Origin of the sequence: Erythrobacter sp. (assembly GCA_019739335.1) — a bacterium.
Classification (GTDB): Bacteria; Pseudomonadota; Alphaproteobacteria; order Sphingomonadales; family Sphingomonadaceae; genus Alteraurantiacibacter.
In genome coordinates this window covers 3,103,245-3,127,373 of sequence record CP073261.1, presented here as the reverse complement: position 1 = coordinate 3,127,373, position 24,129 = coordinate 3,103,245, and the positions used below count along the sequence as shown (strand labels likewise).

General features: G+C 62.7%; 22 protein-coding genes. 7 read left to right on the top strand and 15 right to left on the bottom strand.

Annotated features, from left to right (window positions below; genetic code table 11):
• The first annotated feature begins 67 nt into the window (after positions 1-67).
• Positions 68-1,888, top strand: a complete 1,821-nt coding sequence (lepA, locus tag JY451_15310; protein ID QZH74988.1) for an elongation factor 4 — start codon at positions 68-70, stop codon at positions 1,886-1,888.
• 328 nt (positions 1,889-2,216) lie between these two features.
• On the opposite strand, the gene JY451_15305 is transcribed toward lepA, so the two are convergent.
• The 8 genes from JY451_15305 to JY451_15270 all read right to left on the bottom strand — a co-directional run bounded on the left by JY451_15305 (position 2,217) and on the right by JY451_15270 (position 9,008).
• Positions 2,217-3,388 (bottom strand): IS3 family transposase gene (locus tag JY451_15305; GenBank protein ID QZH74987.1). Its coding sequence is split into 2 segments (ribosomal slippage): positions 2,217-3,136 and positions 3,136-3,388, totalling 1,173 coding nucleotides; the frame shifts between segments, so codons are not numbered across the junction.
• A gap of 50 nt (positions 3,389-3,438) precedes the next feature.
• The gene (locus tag JY451_15300; GenBank protein QZH74986.1) at positions 3,439-4,950 is read right to left on the bottom strand and encodes an ATP-binding protein; all 1,512 of its coding nucleotides are present in this window, start codon (positions 4,948-4,950) and stop codon (positions 3,439-3,441) included.
• 8 nt (positions 4,951-4,958) lie between these two features.
• The gene (locus tag JY451_15295) at positions 4,959-5,984 is read right to left on the bottom strand and encodes an SIR2 family protein (protein QZH74985.1); all 1,026 of its coding nucleotides are present in this window, start codon (positions 5,982-5,984) and stop codon (positions 4,959-4,961) included.
• Between the two features lie 301 nt (positions 5,985-6,285).
• A complete protein-coding gene (locus JY451_15290; protein ID QZH74984.1) occupies positions 6,286-6,429 on the bottom strand; it encodes a hypothetical protein in 144 nt (47 codons plus the stop codon).
• Positions 6,426-7,454, bottom strand: coding sequence for a hypothetical protein (locus tag JY451_15285; protein QZH74983.1), 1,029 nt, complete (start codon positions 7,452-7,454; stop codon positions 6,426-6,428). The genes JY451_15290 and JY451_15285 overlap by 4 nt, the downstream gene beginning before the upstream one ends.
• 76 nt (positions 7,455-7,530) lie before the next feature.
• Complete coding sequence (locus JY451_15280; protein QZH74982.1) at positions 7,531-7,716, bottom strand: Flp family type IVb pilin; 186 nt, start codon at positions 7,714-7,716, stop codon at positions 7,531-7,533.
• Between the two features lie 4 nt (positions 7,717-7,720).
• Positions 7,721-7,915 carry a Flp family type IVb pilin gene (locus JY451_15275; protein QZH74981.1) on the bottom strand — a complete coding sequence of 65 codons (195 nt, stop codon included), beginning with the start codon at positions 7,913-7,915 and terminating at the stop codon, positions 7,721-7,723.
• A gap of 91 nt (positions 7,916-8,006) precedes the next feature.
• Complete coding sequence (locus JY451_15270; protein ID QZH74980.1) at positions 8,007-9,008, bottom strand: methyltransferase domain-containing protein; 1,002 nt, start codon at positions 9,006-9,008, stop codon at positions 8,007-8,009.
• 125 nt (positions 9,009-9,133) lie between these two features.
• Between JY451_15270 and JY451_15265 the strand changes: the two genes are divergently transcribed.
• On the top strand, positions 9,134-10,060 hold the full coding sequence (locus JY451_15265; GenBank protein QZH74979.1) for a hypothetical protein: 927 nt from the start codon (positions 9,134-9,136) through the stop codon (positions 10,058-10,060).
• Between the two features lie 272 nt (positions 10,061-10,332).
• Positions 10,333-13,320: a TonB-dependent receptor gene (locus tag JY451_15260; GenBank protein QZH74978.1), complete on the top strand. Its 2,988-nt coding sequence runs from the start codon at positions 10,333-10,335 to the stop codon at positions 13,318-13,320.
• Between the two features lie 88 nt (positions 13,321-13,408).
• Here the strand turns inward: JY451_15260 and JY451_15255 are convergent, their stop codons facing one another.
• The 4 genes from JY451_15255 to JY451_15240 form a co-directional block, all read right to left on the bottom strand.
• Complete coding sequence (locus JY451_15255; protein QZH74977.1) at positions 13,409-14,296, bottom strand: methyltransferase domain-containing protein; 888 nt, start codon at positions 14,294-14,296, stop codon at positions 13,409-13,411.
• A complete protein-coding gene (locus JY451_15250) occupies positions 14,293-15,900 on the bottom strand; it encodes a tetratricopeptide repeat protein (protein QZH74976.1) in 1,608 nt (535 codons plus the stop codon). Before JY451_15250 ends, JY451_15255 begins: the two co-directional genes overlap by 4 nt.
• On the bottom strand, positions 15,897-16,634 hold the full coding sequence (locus JY451_15245) for a 2OG-Fe(II) oxygenase (GenBank protein ID QZH74975.1): 738 nt from the start codon (positions 16,632-16,634) through the stop codon (positions 15,897-15,899). Before JY451_15245 ends, JY451_15250 begins: the two co-directional genes overlap by 4 nt.
• Positions 16,635-16,850: 216 nt before the next feature.
• A complete protein-coding gene (locus JY451_15240; GenBank protein ID QZH74974.1) occupies positions 16,851-17,171 on the bottom strand; it encodes a UrcA family protein in 321 nt (106 codons plus the stop codon).
• A gap of 283 nt (positions 17,172-17,454) precedes the next feature.
• On the opposite strand from JY451_15240, the gene JY451_15235 reads away from it, so the two are divergent.
• Positions 17,455-18,249, top strand: coding sequence for an outer membrane protein assembly factor BamD (locus JY451_15235; protein ID QZH74973.1), 795 nt, complete (start codon positions 17,455-17,457; stop codon positions 18,247-18,249).
• Between the two features lie 18 nt (positions 18,250-18,267).
• Here JY451_15235 and JY451_15230 read toward each other — a convergent pair whose 3' ends face one another.
• Positions 18,268-18,720, bottom strand: a complete 453-nt coding sequence (locus tag JY451_15230) for a PilZ domain-containing protein (protein ID QZH74972.1) — start codon at positions 18,718-18,720, stop codon at positions 18,268-18,270.
• Between JY451_15230 and recN the strand changes: the two genes are divergently transcribed.
• From recN to ligA, 3 genes are read left to right on the top strand one after another with little or no spacing between them, the layout of a single operon-like run.
• Complete coding sequence (gene recN / locus JY451_15225) at positions 18,719-20,383, top strand: DNA repair protein RecN (GenBank protein QZH74971.1); 1,665 nt, start codon at positions 18,719-18,721, stop codon at positions 20,381-20,383. The genes JY451_15230 and recN overlap by 2 nt on opposite strands.
• On the top strand, positions 20,383-20,652 hold the full coding sequence (locus JY451_15220; protein QZH74970.1) for a hypothetical protein: 270 nt from the start codon (positions 20,383-20,385) through the stop codon (positions 20,650-20,652). Before recN ends, JY451_15220 begins: the two co-directional genes overlap by 1 nt.
• Positions 20,653-20,676: 24 nt before the next feature.
• Positions 20,677-22,746 (top strand): NAD-dependent DNA ligase LigA, encoded by a 2,070-nt coding sequence (gene ligA / locus JY451_15215; GenBank protein QZH74969.1) that lies wholly within the window; start codon positions 20,677-20,679, stop codon positions 22,744-22,746.
• A 33-nt stretch (positions 22,747-22,779) separates the two neighbouring features.
• Here the strand turns inward: ligA and JY451_15210 are convergent, their stop codons facing one another.
• Together JY451_15210 and JY451_15205 are read right to left on the bottom strand one after the other, a co-directional pair.
• Entirely contained in the window at positions 22,780-23,451 is a 672-nt protein-coding gene (locus JY451_15210) for an SDR family NAD(P)-dependent oxidoreductase (protein QZH74968.1), read from the bottom strand.
• Positions 23,452-23,517: 66 nt separating this feature from the next.
• Positions 23,518-24,057: a DUF2459 domain-containing protein gene (locus tag JY451_15205; protein ID QZH76757.1), complete on the bottom strand. Its 540-nt coding sequence runs from the start codon at positions 24,055-24,057 to the stop codon at positions 23,518-23,520.
• Positions 24,058-24,129 lie beyond the last annotated feature (72 nt).

The following is a 24,129-nucleotide window of genomic DNA, read 5'->3' as shown; positions in this document are numbered from 1 at the left end:
CCAGGGGAGCGGTGGATGGCCTTCGTTCCCTGCTGACAGCGCGCCTGCACCCCGCTAGAGGCCGCGCATGGCTACCGACCTTTCGCTGATCAGAAATTTCAGCATCATTGCACATATTGACCATGGCAAGTCCACCTTGGCGGATCGGTTGATCCAGACCACGGGGGGGCTGACGGCGCGGGAGATGTCCGAGCAAGTCCTTGATAACATGGATATCGAGAAGGAGCGCGGGATCACCATCAAGGCACAGACCGTGCGCCTCAATTACACCGCAAAAGACGGCAAGACCTATGAGCTCAACCTCATGGACACCCCCGGCCACGTCGATTTCGCCTACGAAGTCTCGCGCTCGCTAGCCGCCTGCGAAGGCGCGCTGCTCGTGGTGGACGCTGCGCAGGGCGTCGAGGCGCAAACGCTCGCCAACGTCTACCAGTCGATCGAGCACGACCACGAAATCGTCTGCGTCATCAACAAGATCGATCTCCCCGCCGCCGAGCCGGAGAAGGTCCGCGCCGAGATCGAGGACATCATCGGGCTCGACGCGAGCGAGGCCGTGCTCACCAGCGCCAAGTCCGGCATCGGCATCGAGGACGTGCTCGAAGCCGTCGTCGCCCGCATTCCCCCGCCGCAGGGCGACGCCACCAAGCCATTGAAGGCCATGCTGGTCGATAGCTGGTACGATCCCTACCTCGGCGTGGTCATCCTCGTCCGCGTGATCGACGGCGTGCTCAAGAAGGGCCTCGAAGTCAGGTTCATGCAGGGCGGCACCCAGCACCTGGTGGACCGGGTGGGCGCCTTCACCCCCAAGCGGATCGACCTGCCCGAACTGGGCCCCGGCGAAATCGGCTTCATCACCGCGCAGATCAAGGAGGTGGAGCAGGCCCGCGTGGGTGACACCATCACCACGGTCAAGAACGGCGCGACCGAGGCGCTGGCCGGGTACAAGGAAGTGCAGCCGGTGGTGTTCTGCGGGTTGTTCCCGGTGGACGCGGCGGACTTTGAGAAGCTGCGCGAAAGCATCGGCAAGCTGCGGCTGAACGATGCCAGCTTCACCTACGAGATGGAAAGCAGCGCCGCATTGGGCTTCGGCTTCCGCGCCGGGTTCCTCGGCCTGCTGCATCTCGAAATCATCCAGGAACGGCTGAGCCGCGAGTACGATCTCGATCTCATCACCACCGCGCCCAGCGTGGTCTACCGCATCCACCTCGGCCACACCAGGAACGAGGACGCCACAGTGATCGACATTCACAACCCGGCGGACTGGCCGGACGTGAACCGCATCGACACCATCGAGGAACCGTGGATCAAGGCGGTGATCTACACGCCGGACGAATACCTCGGCTCGATCCTGAAGCTGTGCCAGGACCGGCGCGGGATCCAGACCGATCTCACCTATGTCGGCGGCCGCGCGCAGGTGACTTACGAATTGCCGCTCAACGAAGTGGTGTTCGATTTCTACGACCGCCTGAAAAGCATCAGCCGCGGCTATGCCTCGTTCGATTACGAGCAGATCGGCCTGCGCGAAGGCGATCTGGTGAAGATGAACATCCTCGTCAATGCCGAGCCGGTGGACGCGCTCAGCCTGATCGTCCACCGCAACGTGGCGGAGGAACGCGGGCGCGGCATGTGCGAACGCCTGAAAGACCTGATCCCCCGCCACCTGTTCAAGATCCCGATCCAGGCCGCCATCGGCGGCAAGGTAATCGCCCGCGAAACGATCGCAGCGCTGCGCAAGGACGTGACCGCGAAATGCTACGGCGGCGATATCTCGCGCAAGAAGAAGCTGCTGGAAAAGCAGAAGAAGGGGAAAGCGCGGATGCGCGAGTACGGGAACGTGAGCATCCCGCAGGAGGCGTTTATCGCGGCGTTGCGGATGGGGGAGGAGTAGGAACGCAAACGATTTTCAAGATATTGAGCAGAAGCTTTTGAGCCCGCCACTTTGACGTCGCCACGACATAATGGCATCCTTCGTATCGGATTTCACCTCGTGGCTACTCCATTCGTCCCAAAACGCGACGGTCTGGCTATCAGGTTTGTTTTCTGGTTCCGCAATTCTGACCCGCGTTGGCAGCAAGCTAGCATCGCCCACAACCAAAGCCTCGCCCACATCAAGTACGGGAAGTAAGTCGCCAAAGTTACCAAGGCTGTCCGGCAGCAATCTCCTAATCACATTTTGATCGTCACTGACATGACCCCCAGCTTTCCTCCAGCTGGGATTAGAGCCGAGCCGCTTTGTTGCGCATGAGCGCGGTTGAAGCAATGGGCTGCGTAGCGGAGCCCGTAGGGCGTAGCGGAGCAGGCCATTGCTTATCCAGTTCAGCGGCGAACGCCGCCGGGGTTGCGTATCCAAGGGATGAGTGCGGTCTCTCCCGGTTGTAGTCATCCACCCAGGCGGCGATCTCGACACGGGCATGGACCATGCTCATGAACAGCGTCTCGTTCAGCAGCTCGTCGCGCATGCGGCCATTGAAGCTCTCGACATAGCCGTTCTGCATTGGCCGTCCCGGCGCGATGTAATGCCACTCGACGCCGATCTCGCCGCACCATGCGAGCACGGCGTTGCTGGTAAGCTCGGTGCCATTGTCGCTGACGATCATCCCCGGCTTGCCTCGCTTTGCGATCAGCTCGGTCAACTCGCGCACGACACGGCGGCCGGAGATCGACGTGTCCGGCACCGCTGCCAGGCACTCCCGGGTCACGTCATCGACTACGTTGAGCACGCGGAACCTTCGGCCCGAGGCCATCTGGTCATGCACGAAGTCGAGGCTCCAGCGCTGGTTCGGCAGTGCCAGCACCGGAGCCGGTGCCCTCGTGCCGACAGCACGCCTGCGGCTGCGTCGCCGCCTGACTGCCAGCCCTTCCTCCTGGTAGATGCGTTGGGTCTTCTTGCGGTTGATCATCACGCCCTCCCGGCGCAGCAGGATGTGCAGACGGCGATAGCCGAACCGGCGACGCTGGTTGGCCAGCTCGCGCAGCTTCTCACGCAGACCGGCATCATCGTCCCGGGTGGAACGGTAGCGCACGCTCTTGCGATCAGCATCGATGACACGGCACGCCCGCCGTTCGCTCATCCCGTGGCAGGCACGGAGATGAGCTACAGCTTCCCGCATGGCGGCGGGCGTCAGAACTTTTTTGCCAGGAGATCCTTCAACGCCACGTTGTCCAGCATCGTGTCGGCCAGCAGCCGCTTGAGCTTCGCGTTCTCGCTCTCAAGCTCCCTCAGCCGCCGGGCCTCGGAAACCTCCAGTCCGCCATACTTCGACTTCCAGTTGTAGATCGTCGCTTCCGATATACCGAGCCGCCGGGCCAGATCAGCGGTCTTCGCGCCCGCCTCCGCCTCCTTCAGCACCCCGATAATCTGCTCTTCTGTAAACCTCGTTCTCTTCATCTCGTCCGTCCTTCTGTCAGGGCCGGACTCTAATCGAGACTGGAGGAAAATCAGGGGGTCATGTCATCACCATTAGTCAATCGCATCGCGATCACATTGTTGCACTGGCTCAGCACAGTTCGGTTTACCTCCGAGGGCCGCTGGCTGATTACAATCAAGCCGATGCCGTACTTCCGGCCTTCTTTGGCAATCCGCTCAAATATCTCGACTGCAACCGATTCGCCGCTATCGGCATGCGCTCGCTCTGGAATATATAGATGCGCTTCGTCGCAGAGGATCGCGATAGGGTGGCGCTGAGCGGATTTAGTCCAGATAGCCGTTGAAAAAATGATCTGGGCAAGAAGACTCACCATAAGGGGCAAAACGTCCGATGGCACCTCGCAAAAATCGATGATCTTGATACCACCCTTGTTGTCATCTTGCGCCCCGCGGCCTGCGACCAGCCTGTGAACTATCTTCTCAAGCCAGTCCATTTCCATGCAGGGGGCTGGTGGCTGAAACAGGAATGCAAGCCGTCGATCTGCGCGCTTTGCTTCCAATCGCGCAATCAAACGGCTGAGCTTGCCGTGATAATCGCCCTGCTTTTCCCCGCGAGCGCCCGCTACCATCTGGGTATTGAGTTCATTGAGGTTTGCCAAGACCGCGTCGATTGAAAATGGGACTGGGCTGTCGATTGTAAAGTTATCTAAAATCTCTTTATACTTTGGGTCGGTAAGTGCTGCCTTCTTTGCCTCAGTAATCGCTCTCGTCATAACCATTGACTGATTTGGCGCATTTTGGTCGCTGCGATCAACGAACATGGCGACCAAAGCCTCGTAACCCAGTAGCCAATATGGAAGATGCAGGACGCCATCTTCAATGCCTGTTTCTTTTTCAATGTCGCTTGGGCCCGCAATTCTGAAATGCTGAAATGCATCGCCTTTTAGCGGTCGATACTCACCATGAATGTCAAAGAGCACCGTATTGGCCTGTGGAAGAGCAGCAATTTGATCGAGCAAGCGGGCTGTCGTCCATGATTTTCCCGAACCCGTGCTGCCGACAATCACTGCGTGACGTTGAAACAGCTTGTTCCCATTGAGGTAGGCGACGGCATCATCATCTAGGGTGAAGGTGCCGAGTGAAAGCTTGGGACCATCGATCTCAACGTTGGAGATGACCTGCATGAAGCTCGTCAGGATGTTTCCTTCCAAAGAGAAGCAGTTAGCTTCAATCTCAGGCACAGTTTCCAGCGTCCGGCGAAATACATTCTTTGCTTCACCAACCTTGTCGAGCAGCGTTCCAATAAGTGTGATGCGAACGAGGTTGTTCTCATTCGGCTCAGCAATTTCGTCACCATTCTCCGGCAAGCCGACCGCAATGGCTCGGTCATCTGGCTTTCTTGAGATTTTGACCACTACCCCGATCAAGTGTTGCCCCGCCTTGCTGCTTTGCAACACGACCAATCGATTGACCTGAAGGCGCTTCAGACGGTCAAGATCGTCAACCCGAATAATTACGGCAGCGGTATCAACCGATATCACCGAGCCAAGGGCGTCGGCGTCTTTGAAGCTAAAAATAGACATAAATGTTCCTAAGCGACTAGACTCATGAATCCCTCTGCGGACCATAACTCCTGGTCGGGAATTTCGAATCCATCGGGATGGTCTTTGGTGTATGCACGGCTGCCGGTTCCATTGTCGAACTCAATGCCGAGGTAGTTTTGGCCTGCATTCTTACCGAGGAAGGCCTTAGCCTCTTCAGTGAGCGTTCGAGCGAGCACGACAATTGGTACATTTTTTTCTTTGCAGCGCTGGATGATCTTGGGATGGATATGTTGGTCGCGAAAACCAAATCCGATTGTAAGAAAGGCAGACGCACCTCTTAATGCGGCGTCAGCCCCATTAATCGTCGAGCGGAATGGGTCTTGGTGAGTCTTTTCGTACTTATTCAAGCCCGGTGTAACGATCAGTGGGATGTGCGTCTCGTCAGGCAATTGGAAGACCGGTAACCCCACAACGGCATCATCGGCAGTTTGAAACCAGTCCAACGATCCATGTACCTTCCATATTTTGACCATTCTTGTCGGCTTTCCAGCGATCATGAATCCGACGCCTCCACCAGCTTCCCAAGTTTGTAAGTAGCCCGGAGTGAAGCCAGCGTTGAAGAGTAGACCAGCGGAATTGCAGGCATACTCGATCACGCGATCATAATTCGTGGTGACGACGTGAACTGCAACATTGGTGCTTTGGAATAGTGAGCTCAAAATTCGGCCAAGGGGGAAAGCGGCAGGGTCTTTGGCTAGGCCGAAAAAAACAGCAGCATCTTTCTCATTTACGCAGTTCCAAGTTTCGCAGATGATTTTTTGTAAGAGAGACGCCGGTAAATTTTTGCCTTCAAGCGCTGCTTCAAGATGATTTCCGTCATCCAGCTCAGCGACCACGGCATCCCAACCAGAGCTTTCTTTTGCGTCAGACGGTTTGATGTTGCCTTTCAAGAATTCCGCTAGATCGCCCATGCTCGGAAGGCCATGAGGCATAGATGCCCCACTACCAAGGACGATGACCGGATTACCTTGGAAGCAGGACTGTGCGAGCTTCGCGATTTGTTCGTTAGTCATGCAGCATTTTACTCAGTCGTGGCGGCTGATCTCTAACCCATTCGCTCAATCAAAGCCAATGCCACCCTCGGTTCATAATTCACCATCCTCAACAGCGTCTGCGCGCGAGCGTTCGGCTCAGTTGAATCTTGGCGCGGTGAGCTTGCAACATTTGGCCCTTCACCACGTGGCCGTCGAGATGGCGCGTAGCACCAAGGCGATGGCGAAGGCCAATCAGTCTGGAATGCTTTTGAAGAATTATGTCATGACGCTCAATTACAGCAGGCGAGAATGATAGGAAGTTGCGTTGTTGTAATCAGAGTCAACCCCGCACTTCATTCTTCTCCACCCCCGGCTCCCCGAAATAGCGGACCCGCACCTCGGCTCCGGGCCACACCGCCCGCACGCCGTCCGCTTTCAAGAAATCGCGGTGCACTCGCGGCTGCCAGGGTTGTTCGCGGTTCATCGCTCGTCTTCCTTTCCCACAGCACCGCCATCGGCGCGAGCAATGCCATTTTCGTCCCGCACCAGATCCCAGCCGTCGTCCGGCTCCGCCCGCGCTTTCGCGCCGGGGAGAAGCAGGCGCATTTCCGGGGTGGGCGGCGCTGAGCAATCGGTGCGCTCGGCTTCAGCCGCCACGTAATCGTTCCAGTCGGGGTAGATTTCGCCGCTGCTGCCATCCTCGCTGCAATCCTTGCCACCATCCTCGCCGCCATCACCATCACGCGGATCGGTGTTGAACGGGTGCTCGGGGTCTTTCCAGAACTGATACCCCTGTTCGGTGTCTTCGACTTCCATTCGCTGGTATTCGTCATAGGCGGCGCGGGTGCGCGGGCTGAGCTGGTAGAGCCAGCCCATCCGCGCCTTGTCGAGCTTCGCGGTGAGCGAGGTGACGACGGCTTCGTCGCTTTCCTCCTCCGCGTCGCGCTCGGCCTGCCATTCGCGGCGCCATTCCTTTTTCAGCCGCTTCAGCTTGAACTGGTCCGAACCCGACAGTCCGCGCGCGCCGCCGCCGGTGGCGAAGCGCTTGGGGGCGCGGTTACGGAGCATGAACATCAGCAGCTGGTCGTTGTATTCGCGGCGAGTGCCGATAACCTGGCCATAGGCGAAGACCGGCTGTTCGACGCCGTTGAGCGCGCGGTCCATCGCCACGTCCTCGATCCGCTGCACCCCCAGATCGAGTGCGGCTTCCCACGCGGCGCGGAATTCAACCGCCTGCGGGTGGCGGCGCAGCAGATAGGCGCCTTCCGGGGTCAGCCCTACTGTGCGCGCTGCGCTCTTGACGCTGCCGGTATCGGCGAGCGCCTCGATGAACTGCTGCTGGCGGCGGGGAGTCCAGCCGTCGTGCCGCTGCTTCAGCCGGGGGACGGGGGCGAAGGCGGGGAGCGTGGTGGCGAGCCCAGGTTTGCGCGGGGGCTTGTCTGGGGGCCTGTACTGGGACTTGTGCGGGGGCTGGTGCGGATCTGGGGGCGGGGCGGGGTGGTCGGTCATGGCGGGGGCAGGCCTTTGCACGGGAGCGATACGAATCGCTTCGGCATGGCCCGCCCCGGCCCCTGTAGGAAAGTGCTTACTGGTTCGCCTCGTTCGCGCTTTCGACCTTGGTCTGCACGGTTTCGAAGGTGGTCGAGATTTCGTCCCCCAGATCCTGCATCGCGACGATCGCGGCAATGCTCACCAGCGTGGCGATGAGGCCGTATTCGATGGCGGTGGCACCGCTCTCGTCCGCAAGCAGGGTGTGGAGGCGAAGGATCATGCGGTTACTCCGGCGTGTGGCCATTGGCGGCCTCGGCGTACTCGGTATTGACGGTATCGTACTGCGTTTCGACTCCCTCACCGAGCGAGAACATGATGCCCGCCAGCGCAACGCCGATCAGCATGGCGAGGAGGCCGTATTCCATCGCGGTCGCTCCGCGGTCGTCGGTGGCGAGGCGCATCGCCTTTTGGGTGAACATCTGCTTGATCCCTAGTCCTGCAAGTCTTGCGAGAGGATAGGGGTTTTCGGTAAACAGGCCGTTTACGCTTCGGCAGGGTGGAATGCGCGGCTCAGGGTTTCACCGCCGAAACCATCGAGTAGTAGCCGCCCCCGGTGCGGCAGGCGCGGACATCGGTGAAGCCTGCGCCTTCCAGGATTGCGCGGAATTCGGGCAGCGAATACTGGCGACCGAGGGTGCCGAGCAGCATCATCAGGCTGAACGAAGCGGCGCTCCACGGGCCGTCGCCATTGTCGTCGGTGAGAATTTCGCTCAGCAGGATGCGCCCACCGGAGGGGAGGGCGGCGTAGCTTTTGGCCGCGAGCATGGCGTTGGTCTCTTCCGACCAGTCGTGGAAGATATTGGCGAACAGGTGCGCGTCGTGGCCGGTGGGCCAGTCGGCCTCGAACATGTTGAGCCCGCAAGTCTCCACCCGGTCCGCCAGCCCCGCCGAGTCCACCCGCTTGCCCGCTTCCACCACCATTTCTTTCAGGTCGAGCAATGTCACCCGCAAGGCCAGATGCGCCCGCGCCAGTTCGATCCCGTAAACCCCCGAACCACAACCGACATCGAGCAGGCTGCCCATTCCGGCGAACAGCGGCTGCGCGGCCAGTCCCTTGGCTGCCGCGATCGAGTGGGCGTGCATGAAATCGGCGATCCGCGCGGCCATTCCGGCGCTCATCGTCCCGCGCTCCCACTCCGCCGCGCCGCCGGTGGGGCCGCCGGGCCGCTCGCCGCCGCGCACAGTGCCGAGCAGTTGCGCGTGCAGCGGAATGGTCTCGCGGAAGCGGGAAAGGAAGCCGCCCCAGTATCCTTCGGCCTCCGGATGCAGCCAGGTCCGCGCCGCCGCCGTTGCGCTCCAGCGTCCGTCGCGCTTTTCCAGCAGACCCTGCGCGGACAACGCGCCCAGCAGCAGGCCCAGCGCCCGCACATTCACACCCAGTGCTGCCGCCGCAGCAGCGGTATCGTGCTGCTCATCACCCAGCAGCCGGAACACCCCCAGTTCGTCCGCCACGGTTACAGCCGGAAGGGTGAATTGCGACTGCCACACGTCCCACAGGGGGCGATCGTCCATAGTCGGCGGCAGTGGTCCCACAGTCTCTCTCCCCGGATGCTTTGCACCACCTATACACACGGGCTTGCGTTGACAAAGTCCGTCGTGCCATCAGGCGCACAAATACCATGCCGGGAGAGAACAGAATGGCGAGCCAGATTGCACAGGCCGCAGCGCATTACGATCCGATCGAAGAAGGCGCGCGGAAGGTGCAGGCGATGCTCCGCTATGTCGATCCGGGCGAGTTCGTCACCCGCCGCTATGTCAGCAAGGGCGAAGAGATCAACACCGGTACCTATTCGGATCATGCGGTGACGATCCGCGACGGGATGCCGATCCGCGATCACTTCGCGCTCGATACCCACGGCTTCACCATTGCGAAAAGCGAGACGCAGGTCCGCGATTTCCGTGACAAGGCGCAAGTCGACCGGTTCTACGAACGCGAGGTGGAGCGTGACGTGATCCGCCTGACGGGCGCAGACAAATGCGTGGCGCGCGGGTGGATGTTGCGCACCAGCGAAGACCTGTCAGCCTATAAGGCCGAGAAAACCGCCGGCTACAAGCACACCGGCGGCATCCAGCCCACCGCTGGCGAAGTGCACATCGATCTCGACACGCCCACTGCACAGCGGATGGCGGACATGACCTATCGCCAGCAGTTCCCCGGCGGGCCGGGCTATACCCGCTTCCTGATCACCAGCCACTGGCGCACTTTCTCGCCGCCGCCGCAGGATGTGCCCCTTGCGTTATGTGACGGGCGCAGCAGCTTTGCCGGGGAGGAGAAATCGAACACGCTGGTGATCGTGGACGAGTTCCCGCAGGGGGATGCGCTGATCGCGCCGATCAAGGACGAGGAGGAAATGCTCGCCGCCAGCATCCTCTCATACAGCCCGGAACACCGCTGGTGGTATTTCGCCGGCATGGAGCGCGACGACGTGCTGCTGTTCAAGTTCCACGATAGCGATCATGCGCGCACCTGGCGCTGTCCGCATTCGGCCTTTGTCGGTAGCGAGGCGCAGGCGGCGAACTCGCGCAGCAGCATTGAATGCCGTTCAATAGCGTTCTGGGAATAGCAGAGAACGGAGGGCCAAAGCGTGCCAGCGAGCAACCGGAATCGGCCCTGTGTCACAAGCGTGTAACCCCGTTGACGCAGTTGTTTCATAAATGTCACACGAAATCGTCTCCTGTGAAACCGGTCAAGACAATGATTGTCTGGAATCCGGCGAAGTGCTTTGGGGCAATCTGAGGAAGGAGGAATTGGTCGCCAGACATTGATGATGGGTCAATCCCGCATGGGTCAGGTACCTCTTTCCCGCAGTTTCTCCCCTATACCAGGAGCACAAGAATGATTACTCGCAAGACCAAGGCTACGCTGCTCGCCAGCTCGGTGATTTTCGGATCGCTGATCGCCATGCCCGCGATGGCCCAGGACGATCCGACCATGGAACCGGCCGCCGCTGAAGAAAACGCCATCCTCGTCACCGGTACGCGCATCCAGCGCCGTGACGTCGATACCGCTGCTCCGGTGGCCGTTGTCGATTCCGAAGAATTCTCCCTGTCGGGCGCGGTGAACGTCGAAAGCGTCATCAACACCCTGCCGCAGGTCATCCCCGGCTTCACCTCGGCGTCGAACAATCCCGGCACCGGTGCCTCGACCCTGAACCTTCGTGGCCTCGGCTCGACCCGTACGATGGTGCTGGTGAATGGCCGCCGCTGGATGTTCTACGATACCAACCAGGTCGTCGATCTGAACACCATTCCGCAGTTCCTGTTGGACGGTGTTGACGTGGTGACCGGCGGCGCATCGGCTGTGTACGGTTCGGACGCCCTTGCGGGTGTCGTCAACTTCCGCCTGCGCCATGTCGATGGTGCGGAAGTCGGTGGTCAGTATTCCATTACTGAGCGCGGCGATGGGCAGCGTTACCAGTTGCACGGTGCGATCGGCACGGAGTTCGCTGACGGTCGCGGTCGTGCAACCGTGTTCGGCGAATACTACAATCGTGAATCGATCTTCCAGGGCGATCGCGGCTTCTCGCGGGTTGCGGTCGGTGCCGAAACCTTCGATGACTTCCTGCAAGCGTTTGGTTCTTCGACCATGCCGGCAACGCGCTTCAATGCGCCGACCGAAGTCGGAATTGTTGCCGATGCCGATTGCGATATCCCCGGCCAGTGCGCTCCACTTGCTGACGGCCTCGTGCTTGACGATGCGATCTTTGACGTCGGCAGCGGCGGTGCGCGTGCGCGTGCAGGCGACACCTACAACTATGCTCCAGCCAACTACCTGCAGATCCCGCAGGAACGTTACCTGCTGGGCGGCTATGCCGAGTACGAAATCTTCACCGGCCATGAGGTCTACACTGAAGTTTCCTACGTCAACAACCGCGTGGCGCAGGAACTGGCGGCAACTCCTGTTACCGGCACCTTCCTCGTCGATCTCGACACGGTGCAGCCGTTCGTAAGCGATGCCGTGTTTACCCAGCTCCAGCAGCTCGATGCCAACGAAACCGCAGCCAATGCGGCTCGTCTTGCAAACGGCCTGTCGGCTCTTCCGGGCGCTGCAGCCGGTGTGGTTAGCACCTCCATCCAGCGCCGCACGATCGAAACCGGTTCGCGCAACACGCTCGATGAGCGTAACGCCTTCCGCGTTCTGGGCGGTCTGCGTGGTGATATCACCGACTACATCAACTACGATGCCTACTACTCGTATGCTCGTACGCGGAATGCCAACGTTCAGGCGGGCAACATCTCGCGCTCGGCTTTCGCGGCAGGCCTCGATGGCACCGGTACGCCGATCAACATCTTCGATGAAGGCGGCCTGACCCCGGAAATGGTCGACGCGATCAGCATCCAGGCGCAAAATGGTGACGTCTCGACGCTTGAAGTTCTGACGGGCTACCTCTCCGGCACCTTTGGCGATTTTGCCATCGGCAACGCCGCACCGATCGGCTTCGCGCTGGGCGGTGAATATCGCCGGATGGCTTCGCAGTTCATTCCTGACACTGCCTTGTCTTCGGGTGACGTGATCGGCTTCAATGCCGGTGACGCGACCGAAGGTGCCTACAGCGTGAAGGAGATCTTCGGCGAGTTGAACATCCCGGTCATCGAAACCGATGGCGGCATGACTCTCGATCTGAGTGCGGCGGGCCGTTACTCCGATTACTCGCTCGAAGCGGTTGGCGGTGTTTGGGCCTATGCGGGCGGTGTTGAATTCGCGCCGTTCGATGGCTTGAAGTTCCGTGGCCAGTACCAGCGCGCCGTTCGTGCTCCGAACGTCGGTGAACTGTTCCAGGGCCAGGCCATCGGTTTCCCCGGTGCGACCGATCCTTGCGGCAACCAGGAATTCCTGAACCAGAACCCCGGCGCTGACGCAGTTTGCGTCGCCACCGGTGTTCCGCAGAGCAACCTCGGCAATGCTTCGGCAGTCCAGCTCAACGCGCAGATCCCTGCGCTGTTCGGCGGCAATCCGAACCTGCAGGAAGAAGTCTCTGACTCGATGACCTTTGGTGTCGTGATCCAGCCGGCGATGGTCCCCGGCCTGACGATTACTGCAGACTACTTCGACATCGTGATCGAAAATGCGATTTCGGTGGCAGGTGGCAGTCTGCAGGGTCTGTTCGATCTGTGCTATCGCGATGTGCAGGACGTCAACAGCGCGGCTTGTCAGCCCTTCGTCGGCATTCGCAACAGCGATGGCGCGATCACCACGGACGCTCCGCCGCTCGTGTCGAACGCCAACCTCGCCGAGCTGGGTGTTTCGGGTATCGATCTCCAGATCAGCTACGGAATGGACCTGCCATTCTCGGTGTTCAGCAATGGTGGGGTCTCGGACTTCAACATTTCGTTCCTGGGCACCTGGACCGAAAGCTCGTACTTCATTCCGGTGGCCGAGCTTAACCAGGTCACCGAATGCGCCAGCCAGTTCGGGGGCCAGTGCGGCCAGCCGACTCCGGGCTTCAAGTGGACGTCGCGGTTCAGCTGGGTGGACGGTCCGTTCACCATGTCGACCCGCTGGCGCCACCTGAGCGCGGTGGACGATCAGGATGACACCGTGGACTACTCGGACTGGAACGGCATCGAGCGTATCGGCGCCTACGACCTGATCGACCTTACCCTCTCGTATGACTGGAACGAGGCCGTCACGATCAGCGCCGGTGTGAACAACCTGTTCGACACCCTGCCGGGCACGCCGACCTTCGACGCGGATGGTCTCTATGTGACCAACCGTCCGAACTCGCTGCTGCTGGGTGATAACCAGGAGCAGGCCAACACCTACCCGAGCACCTACGACACGCTCGGCCGCGACTTCTTCGTTTCGGCGGTCGTCCGCTTCTAAGCGACACCTGCCGCGCGAAAGCGTGAGTGAAAGGGGCGGGGGAACTTCGGTTCCTCCGCCCTTTTTCTTTGTTATCCGTGAGTTGGAGCTAGGCTAGCTTGGTCAGCACGAGTAGCGTCGCGAAAGGTGTGGCGGCCATGCCATCGTGCAGGTCGCGCCGTTCAACTCGTTGTAGTCCTGCATTGACCAGCGCTGCCTCCACGTTCTCGCCGGTTCCCGCCGCTTCTGCAGCCGCTTCGAGTGCACCAATCCGGCTCGCCTCATTGCGCGCCTGTCCGGCGATCCGGTCGATCATCGCGGCAGTTTGGGCAGGCGGCTCGCGGCCCGACGCAAGGAGCGTCCGCCGGATCGCCTCGGCTATTTCCCACGCGGCCGAGCCCTGCCCGAATTTTGCCGCGCCCGCCGCCGGTGCGCTGGCGATGTCAGGCGGGATGGGGGCCACGCCGAATTGCCGCAGCGCCAGACTGCGCTTGGCCTTGCCGGGCAGGTCCTGCTCGCCGATTGCCCATTCGATTGCAGCCCGCCGGGCGCGATTGTGCGCCACGATCGGACTGTCTGAGCGGTGGGCGATCACGCAGGTTGACCCGCCGGGTTGAAGCACCCGCACCACTTCTGCGGCCCCTGCTTCCATTGCGCCGTACTCGAAGCCGAACTGGCTGGTGACGGCTGCGAAGTAGGCATCGGCAAAGGGCAAGGCGCTCATCGCTATTCCCGCGTGCATTTTTGCGCCGCGCGGGGGCGGTGGGAGAGCCTTGGCCTGATCGATACCAACCGGTTTGAGATCGCGCCGCGCTTCCAGCATTCGGGCCATTACCACCCCGTCTCCCGTAGCCAGATCGAGCACTTTCGCACCTCGGGGAAGCTGGCGGGCGAAGGCGTGCCACGCCTGCGCCACCACCCTGCCGCTGCCAGTTGCACTATCGGGCAGGCAACCGCGCTGCTGCGCCCAGAAGGCGTCCCACGCCGCCTCGCTCAATGACCCGCCCCCGCTAGGGTCACATCGAAAGCCACCGTCATCCGCTGCCCCAGCCGGAAGGGGCGCGTGCCGTGGTAGAGCGTGCTGGGAAACAGCGCGAGATGGCCGGCCTTTGGCTCCAGCGTGTAGAGCGGCGGCAGGTCGAGCCGCAGGTCGGGGGCAGGGCGGCCCAATTCGATCCAGCCTGCCTGCGCTTCCTCGCCCACAGCATCGGGCAGCAACAGATAGCAGGCGGAGGACAACAAACCCTGCGGATGCAGGTGCGGCGCATGATGATCTCCGCCGCCCGCGAGCCGGACCGACCATGAACCGGTTATCGCCCAGCCACCTTCCCGGTGGCGCAGCAGGGGGTGGGAAGGATCGGCAGGCGCCAATCCGGCGCGATAGTCCTCCAGCGCGGCGATCAGCGCCGAATGCAGCCGTGCGAGCTCTGGCTCCGCCCGATCGAACAGGTTGCCGCGCGTCTGCGTCCCTCCGCGCAGGCTCTGGCCGAGCGGGAAGGCCGACTTGTCATGCAGCCAATGCAGCAAGGGCACGGCTTCGGCCACCACCGCAGCGGCATCGGGCAGGGCGAGCATCCGCACCAGCCCATCCTGCCCGTGCAGCCAGTCCGCGCGTGCATCGGCGGCGAGCCGCCACACCAGATCGCGCATCGCCCAGGCCGAGACATTGCCGGGTGCCTGCGCAATCACCGGTTCCAGCAAGGCTTCGCACCGCGCCAATTCGCCGATCCGCAGGCAATGCCGCGCCTCGTGCAACCAGCGTTCTGGCGTTTCGAGCGCGAGCTCAGCGAACAATGCAGTCGCCCGCGCATCCTCGCCCGCGCTGCTCGCCTGCACCGCTTCGAGCAGTGCCATCGCCGGATCGCCGGGCATCCGCGCGTGCGCTGCCGCCGCTACCGCGAGAGCTTCTGCGTGCAGATCATGTGCATCGAGCACCGTCACGTGCGCGCGAGCGAGATCCGGATCGGACGGACGGAGGCGCTCGGCCTCGGCGAAGTGCGCAGCGAAGTGACCTTCTCCCGCGGCTAGCCGCAATTGCGAGAGAAATCGCAGCGCTTCCACCCAATGGGGCGCCTGCGCCACCAACTGCGCGGCGATATCGCGCGCGCGGGTGGTTTCCCCGGCTGCATCAAGTGCTTCGGCGAGTCCCAGCCACGCTTCCGGGTCTTGTGTATTCACCGCCAGCGCCGCCTCGAACCGCGCCACCGCGTCGGCCTCGCCCCGCTCCATTGCCACTCGCGCGCGGCCATGCAGGGCCTTGGCTCCCTGCGGGGCGAGGGCAAGGCTGCGGTCATAGGACTGCGCGGACTCCGCGAGCCGCCGTAAAGCCCGCAGCGAATTGGCGCGGACAGAGTGATAACGTGCATCGCCCGCGCAGGCTGAAGCGTGGCGATCGAGAACCGACAACGCCGCCTCATGACGTTCGAGCGTCGCCAGCGCGATGGCCTGATTTATCGCAAATTCCGTGATTTGCGGCGCAATTCTGCAAGCCTGTGCGAACAGTGCTTCTGCCGCAGATGGATCGCCCCTCCGCATCGCCAGATTGCCCTCGCTGTTGGCCAGCGCTGCATCGCCGAAATAGATTCCCGAACCAGCGCTCACCGGTCGCGCAGCCAGCCGTTAATCGAATAACGGCCCTTGGGGGCAAACGGTGGAACGTAGCTGACGGCGTGATCCTGCGGCACCAGAAACAGATTGAGCGTGTTGAACTTCGGCTTCATGCCCAGCTCGATATTCCCCTCGGCATCGAAGAACAGCAGGTGTCCGCCCCAATCGGGATGCCAGTCATCGATGGTGAGATTGAGCACATAGGCGATCCGCCAGCCTTCGGCGACGTGGCTGTCGTTGTGCCGCCCGAGGAAGTGCTGCGCGGCGTAGCAACTGGCATGACCATCGGCACGGCACAGTTCGGGGATGCCCGTCACCTCACGCATCAGTTCCAGGAAAGGCTCGGCGTTGAGATGTTCAAGCAGAATTTCGAACGGTCCGTCCTTGTCCCAACCCTGCTGCACTGCCTCAACCAATGAATAACGAAGCGAGCGGAAGGCATAGTCGCCCTTCGCTGCCGCCGCATCGGTGGCCTTGGCCAGTTCCATCGCCGCCTGCGCCCCTGCCTGATCGCGCAATTCCGCCGCACTGAAGCCGCGTGCCTTGCCGGTTGCACCCGCTTGCATGGCAATCCCCCAGGGTGTCGCCGTGTGGAGGATAGTGCGCAATTCGCGCGCTGTTACATCGGTAAGCACGTCGCGGATCTGCAACCGCTTCGCCTGTGCGAACCGGCGGGTCAGCGCCGCACGGTCGAGATCGGGGTTCAGCTCGAAAAGCGCTTTGGCCATAGTGCAAGCCTATAGGAAAGGGCCGCCACATTCGCCAGCCCTGCCGCTAGCGCAGGCGGCCAAAGAAAATGCCCGCCGCAGCGCCTTGAAAGCGCTGCGGCGGGCTGAGGCGAACCTGTTCCGTTGGGGTCTTGTCGGCCAGCATCTTACCCATGCGGGCCGGGTGGACGGGACAGGTCGGGGCGGCGCTTGGCCACCTTGTATTGCAGCCGTGCGTCAGACGTTGCGACGGTCGGCAGCGATAATGGCGGCCACTTCGCGCTCGTAATTGCGCAGCTTTTCGGCGTAGCACAGCCGCGCTTCGCGGCGGGCCATGCGCGTTCCGGTTTCGCGGATATCCATGCCGCAGGCATATTGCGCGGCATCGCGATAGCGCGATTCCAGCAGGCCAAGCCCGCGCTCGGTCGACAGGTCGAGATCGTCGTAGCGGACATAGGCTTCGGCGGGCTCGCCATCCTGGCTGGCCAGCACGGGGGTGGCGGTGAAGGCGCTGGCCAGCATGGCGGCAGCAAGTCCTGTCTTCAGGAAACGGGTCATGATCTTTCCTCCTCTTTGCGCTCCCGGCCGGTGGGGGGTCTGGGGGGTTTGGCCGGGAGCGATGAGGCTGATGTAGCCAACACACGGGAGGAATGATCGTGCGCCTCGACAGGGAAGCTTGTAACATCGACAAACATAGACGTTCGCCGACGACCGGCAAATCAGGACCGACGAACGTCTATTCGCCGTCCTGCTCGTCGGATTCGCGGCCCTTGTCGCAATTTCGACAGGCCCGCGCGCACTTCACTTGGCGTTCAGCGTGGCGCTGGCTATAGGGCGGAGCATGAACCCGTCAAAATCGATCCGCGCTGCGCTGGTAGCGGCCACTTGCGCCATTGTCCTTACCGGATGCAGCCGTGGCAGCGCCGAACAGGGCACCGACCTCGCTTACGTCGCGCGCGACGTGGAAACGCTCTATAACGCAGCGAAGGACCGGCTTGATCGCGGCGACCTGCAAGTGGCGGCGGCGCTGTTCGACGAAGTCGAGCGGCAGCATCCCTATTCGCCCTGGGCCCGCCGCGCGCAGCTGATGAGCGCCTTCTCCTACTATGCGGCGCGTGATTACAACGCCTCGATCCAGTCGGCCACGCGGTTCCTCTCGATCCACCCCGGAAACGTCGATGCGCCCTATGCCTATTACCTGATTGCGCTCAGCTATTACGAGCAGATCAGCGATGTGGAGCGCGATCAGGCGATCACGCGGCAGGCGCTTGCGGCGATGAACGAAATCGTCCGCCGCTATCCGCGCAGCCCCTATGCCGCAGATGCACGACTCAAGATCGACCTGATCAACGATCACCTTGCGGGCAAGGAGATGGAAATCGGGCGGTTTTACCAGCGCACCGGGCAGTGGCTGGCTTCCGCGCTGCGGTTCCAGAACGTGGTGGACGATTACCAGACCACCAGCCACGCGCCCGAAGCGCTGTACCGTCTGGTCGAATCGAACCTTGCCATCGGCGTGCCGGAAGAAGCGCAGCGCTATGCAGCGGTGCTCGGCGCGAATTATCCGGGCAATGAATGGTACGAGCGTGCATTTGAACTGATGCGGGAACACCATCCGGAGCGGCTGGGCGGGTAAGCTTCCGGCAATTGCGAATCAGGCTGCTGCGGTTTCGCGGCGGTCTGCGTGGATGATCTCGGACATTTCCGGCAAGTGCAGTGGCTGATCGAGCAGGACGCCCGCCACGCCATCGCGCGCCCAGCGGATTTTTCCGGGCATGGTCTTGCCGCATTGCATATCCAGCGTCACCGCTTCACCGGGTTCGAGCTTTCGCTCACCCAGATTGCTGATCCGCAAACCGTCCTGCGACAGTTCGATCAGCAGGCAGCGCGCGGGCTTGCCGCTTTCGCTCTGCAATTGTGCCGGCATACGCAGCGCATAGCGCCGGTGTGCCCTGATCGTGAGCACCGTCATGGTGAACCGATACCTCCCGTTATGTGCGACCCAAGGTTCGCTCACATTGGTTAAGATTTCCCCAAGCACCAACGGATTGCGGCGGGTGATCGTTGCGCTGCGACCGGCGGAGCCGTAATGACCGCAAACCGCCATGCTGACTTCCCTCTCCATCCGTAACATCGTGTTGATCGAAGCGCTGGACCTTGCGTTCGGGCCGGGACTCGGTGTGCTGACGGGGGAGACGGGGGCGGGCAAGTCGATCCTGCTCGATGCATTGGGTCTGGTGCTGGGCGCGCGGGCGGAGACTGCGCTGGTGCGCGCCGGGGAAGAACAGGCAAGCGTTGCCGCCACTTTCGAATTCGCCGCTCTGCCTGCCGCGATAGCCGAGGCGCTGGGCGAGGCCGAGGTCGAGCTGGAACCGGGCGAGCCGCTGATTATCCGCCGCCGGGTCAAGGCCGATGGCGGTTCGAAGGCATTCGTCAACGATCAGCCGGTGGGCGCGGCGCTGCTGCGGCAACTGGCGGGGGCGCTGGTGGAACTGCACGGCCAGCACGATGATCGCGGGCTGGTGAACCCGCGCGGGCACCGGGCGCTGCTCGACCGCTTTGCCGGGGCCGATGTGGCGCGGGTTGCAGCGGCGTGGGAGCAGTGGCGCGGAGCGCGCGAGGCCTTGGCGGCAGCGCGCGGGGCTATCGAACAGGCGAAGGCCGATCAGGACCTGCTGCTCGCGCATCTGGCCGAATTGACTGCGATTGCGCCGGAGGAAGGCGAGGAAGCTGTGCTCGCCGGGTCGCGCTCCGACATGCAGAAGGGCGAGAAACTGGCTGGCGACCTGGAGGAGCTGCGGCTGGTGTGGGACGGCAGCGATTCGCCGCTGGCCCGCCTGCGCAGCGCCGCACGCAAGCTGGACCGGATCGCGCCCGAACATTCGCTGCTCGCGGAGGCTTTGGCGAGCCTTGACCGCGCGGTGATCGAGGCGGGGGAAGCGGAGGAAAAGCTGCAAGCCGCTGCCGAGGCGCTGACGCACGATCCGCTCGAACTCGACCGGATCGAGACGCGGCTGTTCGAACTGCGCGCACTGGCCCGCAAACACGGGGTGCAGGTAGATGACCTGCCCGGGGTGATGCTGGGGCTGCGGGCCTCGCTCGATGCGATCGAGCAGGGTGATGCTGATCTGGTTGCGCTTGAGGCGGAGGAGCGCACGGCGGGGGAGGCCTATCGCGCGGCGGCTGGGGCGCTGCACGAGGCTCGCGTTGCGGCGGGGGCCAGGCTCGATACGGCGGTGGCGGGCGAACTCGCGCCGCTCAAGCTGGATGCGGCGCGATTCCGCACGGCGGTGGTCGAACTGCCGGAGGAGCGCTGGGGGCCATCGGGCAAGGACGCGGTCGAATTCCTTATCTCGACCAACCCCGGCGCCGATTTCGCGCCCCTGACCAAGATTGCCTCGGGCGGCGAACTGTCGCGCTTCATCCTCGCGCTGAAAGTGGCGCTGGCCGAACAGGGCGGGGCGGCGACGGTGATCTTCGACGAGATTGATCGCGGCGTGGGCGGCGCAGTGGCCTCGGCCATCGGCGAACGGCTGGCGCGGCTGGCTTCCGGCGGGCAATTGCTCGCCGTCACCCACTCGCCGCAAGTCGCCGCGCGGGGCGGCACGCATTACCTGATCGCCAAGGCCTCGAGCGGCACGGTAACGCGCACTTCGGTGGCGCTGCTGGACGAAGGCGGGCGGCAGGAGGAGATTGCGCGGATGCTGTCGGGCGCGGAAGTGACGCCGGAGGCCAGGGCGCAGGCGGATCGGTTGCTGGAGGGGGTTTGATGGAAGTCGATAACCTATTCATAAAAGCGACTATCTGGTCATTGTTTGGGGTTTTCACCCTCGTTGGGGTCGCTTTTCTCGTCATTGGATTGTTTGCTCCGAATGCTCCCTTTTGGCCTGCGATCATCTGCGGGACATTTTTCATGGCATTTTCGTTTGCTGCTTTTCGCACCGCAGCCAGCCCAACTTGGGCTAAGTTTGTTATCCTTTTCGTACCAACTCTAGGCCTCACACTTATCATCCTTTGGCTGGCGACAGCACCAAAGTGACGCCAATCCACATGGTGTTCGCAAATGAACAATGAATCTCCCACCGAAGCCGAAGCCGCCAATGAGCTGATGCGGCTCGCCCGCGCTATCGCCCATCACAACCGGCTCTACCATGCCGAAGATTCGCCGGAAATTTCCGACGCCGACTATGACGCGCTGATCCGCCGCAATGCCGAGCTGGAGGCCGCGTTCCCGCATCTGATCCGCGAGGACTCGCCCTCGCGCGCCGTAGGGCATGAAGTAGCCGCCTCGCCGCTCTCCAAGGTCACCCACGCGGTGCGGATGATGAGCCTCGACAATGCCTTTGCCGACGACGAGGTAGCCGAATTCGTCGCGCGGGTGCGGCGCTATCTCAATCTGGCGGAGGACGCGCCCGTAGCCTTCACCGCCGAGGACAAGATCGACGGCCTCTCCTGCTCGCTGCGTTACGAGAACGGCGACCTGGTGCTCGCCGCCACGCGCGGGGACGGGCAGGTTGGGGAGAACGTCACCGCCAATGTCGCGCATATCGGCGATATTCCGCAGCGACTGGCGGGCGCGGGCTGGCCGCAGGTGTTCGAAGTGCGCGGCGAAGTGTACATGGCGAAGGCGGACTTTGCCGCGCTCAACGCCGCGCAGGCGGAAGCGGGCGGCAAGCTGTTCGCCAATCCGCGCAACGCGGCGGCGGGATCGCTGCGGCAGAAGGATGCCGGCGTCACCGCGCAGCGCCCCTTGCGGTTCTGGGCGCATGGCTGGGGGGCGGTCGAGGGTGCGCTGCCGGGGGCGACGCAGCACAAGGTGATCGGCGCGATTGCAGAATGGGGCCTGCCCGTCTCGCCGCTGTTCACCCGCGCGGCTTCGGTCGAGGAAATGCTCGCCCACTATCGCGCCATCGAACAGGCGCGCGCGGACTTGCCCTATGATATCGACGGTGTGGTCTACAAGGTGGACCGGCTCGACTGGCAGGCGCGGCTCGGCTTCGTCGCCAAGGCCCCGCGCTGGGCGCTGGCGCACAAGTTCCCCGCAGAACGCGCGCAGACCACGCTGGAAGCCATCGACATCCAGATCGGCCGCACTGGCAAGCTCACCCCGGTCGGACGGCTCACTCCGGTCACCTTGGGCGGCGTCACCGTTACCAATGTCACGCTGCACAATCGCGACGAAATCGCCCGGTTGGGCGTGCGACCGGGGGACCGGGTGGTGGTGCAGCGCGCGGGCGACGTGATTCCGCAGGTCGTCGAGAACCTGACCCGCGAGGAGGAACGGCCTGCCTTCGCGTTCCCCGATCACTGTCCCCAATGTGGCAGTGAGGCGGTGGCCGAGGAGGGCGAAGTCGATGTCCGCTGCACCGGTGGGCTGGTCTGCCCGGCGCAGCGCACCGAGCGGCTCAAGCATTTCGTCAGCCGCGCTGCGCTCGATATCGAGGGGCTGGGCGAGAAGACCATCGACCAGTTCTTTGCGCTCGGCTGGCTGGAAAGCCCCGCCGACATCTTCCGCCTCCACCAGCGCCGCGAGGCGATCCTCGCGCTGGAGGGGTGGAAGGACAAGTCTGTGGATAACCTGTTGGCTTCTGTGGAAAACAAGCGCGCGCCCGATGCGGCACGGCTGCTGTTCGGCCTCGGCATTCGCCATGTCGGCGCGGTGACAGCGCGGGACCTGCTGAAGAATTTTCATTCGTTGGAGGCGCTGCGCGAAACCGCCGAAAGCGCCCGCGCTGGCGATGCCGAGGCAGCGGCCGCGCTCGGTTCGATCGACGGGATCGGCGGGGCAGTGGTCGAGGCGCTGGGCGATTTCTTCCACGAAGAACACAACCGCCAGGTGTGGGACGACCTGCTGAGCGAAGTCTCACCGCCGCGCTACGAAGTGCAGACCGTCGATTCCCCCGTTGTCGGGAAGACGGTGGTGTTCACCGGCAAGCTGGAAACCATGAGCCGCGACGAGGCCAAGGCGCAGGCCGAACGGCTGGGCGCGAAGGCGGCGGGATCGGTCAGCGCCAAGACCGACCTGCTGGTGGCCGGGCCGGGCGCGGGATCAAAGCTGAAGAAGGCGGCGGAGCTGGGAATCGAAGTGATCGACGAAGCGGGCTGGGCGGAGATCGTCGCGGCGGCAGGGTGAGCGGGGTGAGCGGGGTGAGCGCCCGCATCCGCCCTAGTCGTTCGGCAGCAGGTTGATCTCGCGCACGCAAGAGGTGGCCGCTTGCGAGAGCGCGAAGATCACCGCGTTGGCGACATCATCGGCCTGGAGCTTGGTCGGCTTGCTCTCGTCGAAAAACGGCGTGTCCACCATGCCGGGGGTAATCAGGGTGCAGCGCCCGCCCCACTCGCGCATTTCTTCCGCCAGATTTCCCGCCAACCCCTGCACGAACCACTTGGTCGCGCCATAGACCGAGCCTTGCAGGTGAATGCGCCCTGCGTGCGATCCGGTGATCACGAAATGGCCCTTGGTCTTCCGGAGCTGTGGCAGGGTGGCGTGCGCGGTGGCGAGCACCGCAAGGATGTTGAGGTGGATCATCTCGTGCCATTCACCCGGATCGCCGGTCTCGATGCCGGGGTGCTTCACGCCCATTCCGGCATTGGCAAAGACAGCGTCGATCCCGCCGAACCGCTTCACGGCGCTGGCCACCGCTTCATCCAGTGCCGTGCGATCGGTAATGTCGCAGGGCAGGGCAAGCGCACGTTCGCCCAGTTCCTGCCGCAATGTCGCCAGCTTGTCGGCGGAGCGGGCCAGCAAGGCCACGTTCCATCCACTCCGGCTGGCAGCGCGGGCGGTTGCGGCGCCGATGCCGGAAGAAGCACCGGTGATGAGGAGTGTTCTGGTCATAGAGGAGGTCCGGGATTGCGAGAGGGTATGCGAAACGAATGATCGGATCGCGCAGGCGTTCCGCCGCTAGCTTGCCTCCGGAATCCACTTCATCACTCCGCCGGCCAGCGGGGTCCATGTACCCATCGGAATTCCCGCCTCGGCCAGTCGCGCACCGACCCAGGTATTGCAGGTGTTGATCGCCGAATAGTCAGAGAGCGCTTCGTAATAGGCATCGTCCGAATAGCTGCCCTGAAGGATTTCGCGCTCGCTTGCGGGCATGGCGGGCAGGTGGGCTTCGATGCTCGCGACCAGCCGCCCGTATTGCTCGTCGGAAATTCGCAGGCGGCGGTGGTTCTCGCCGGGAGCGGGACGGATATAGTGACTGAGGCGGATCAGGCCTTCGCCCCCGAAGGTGGAGATGCGCAGCGCGGTGAGGGGTGAGAGATCGCTCCACTCGGCCACGTTGAGGAACACTTCGCGCTCGCCGAACCCGATGGCGATGTGGGTGGGCATTTCCCCTGAGCGATGCGGGAGTGCGGCACTGGGGAAGGTCTGCCGCGAGTCCTTGGTTGTGCTGACAATCGGCACGATGATCGAGGTGTGGATGCCGTTGGTTTCGACCATTATATCGATTCCCTCGGCGGGTTCCTGCCAGTCGGAATCCTGCGGGATCGAACTGCCCAGCCAAGCGGCCAG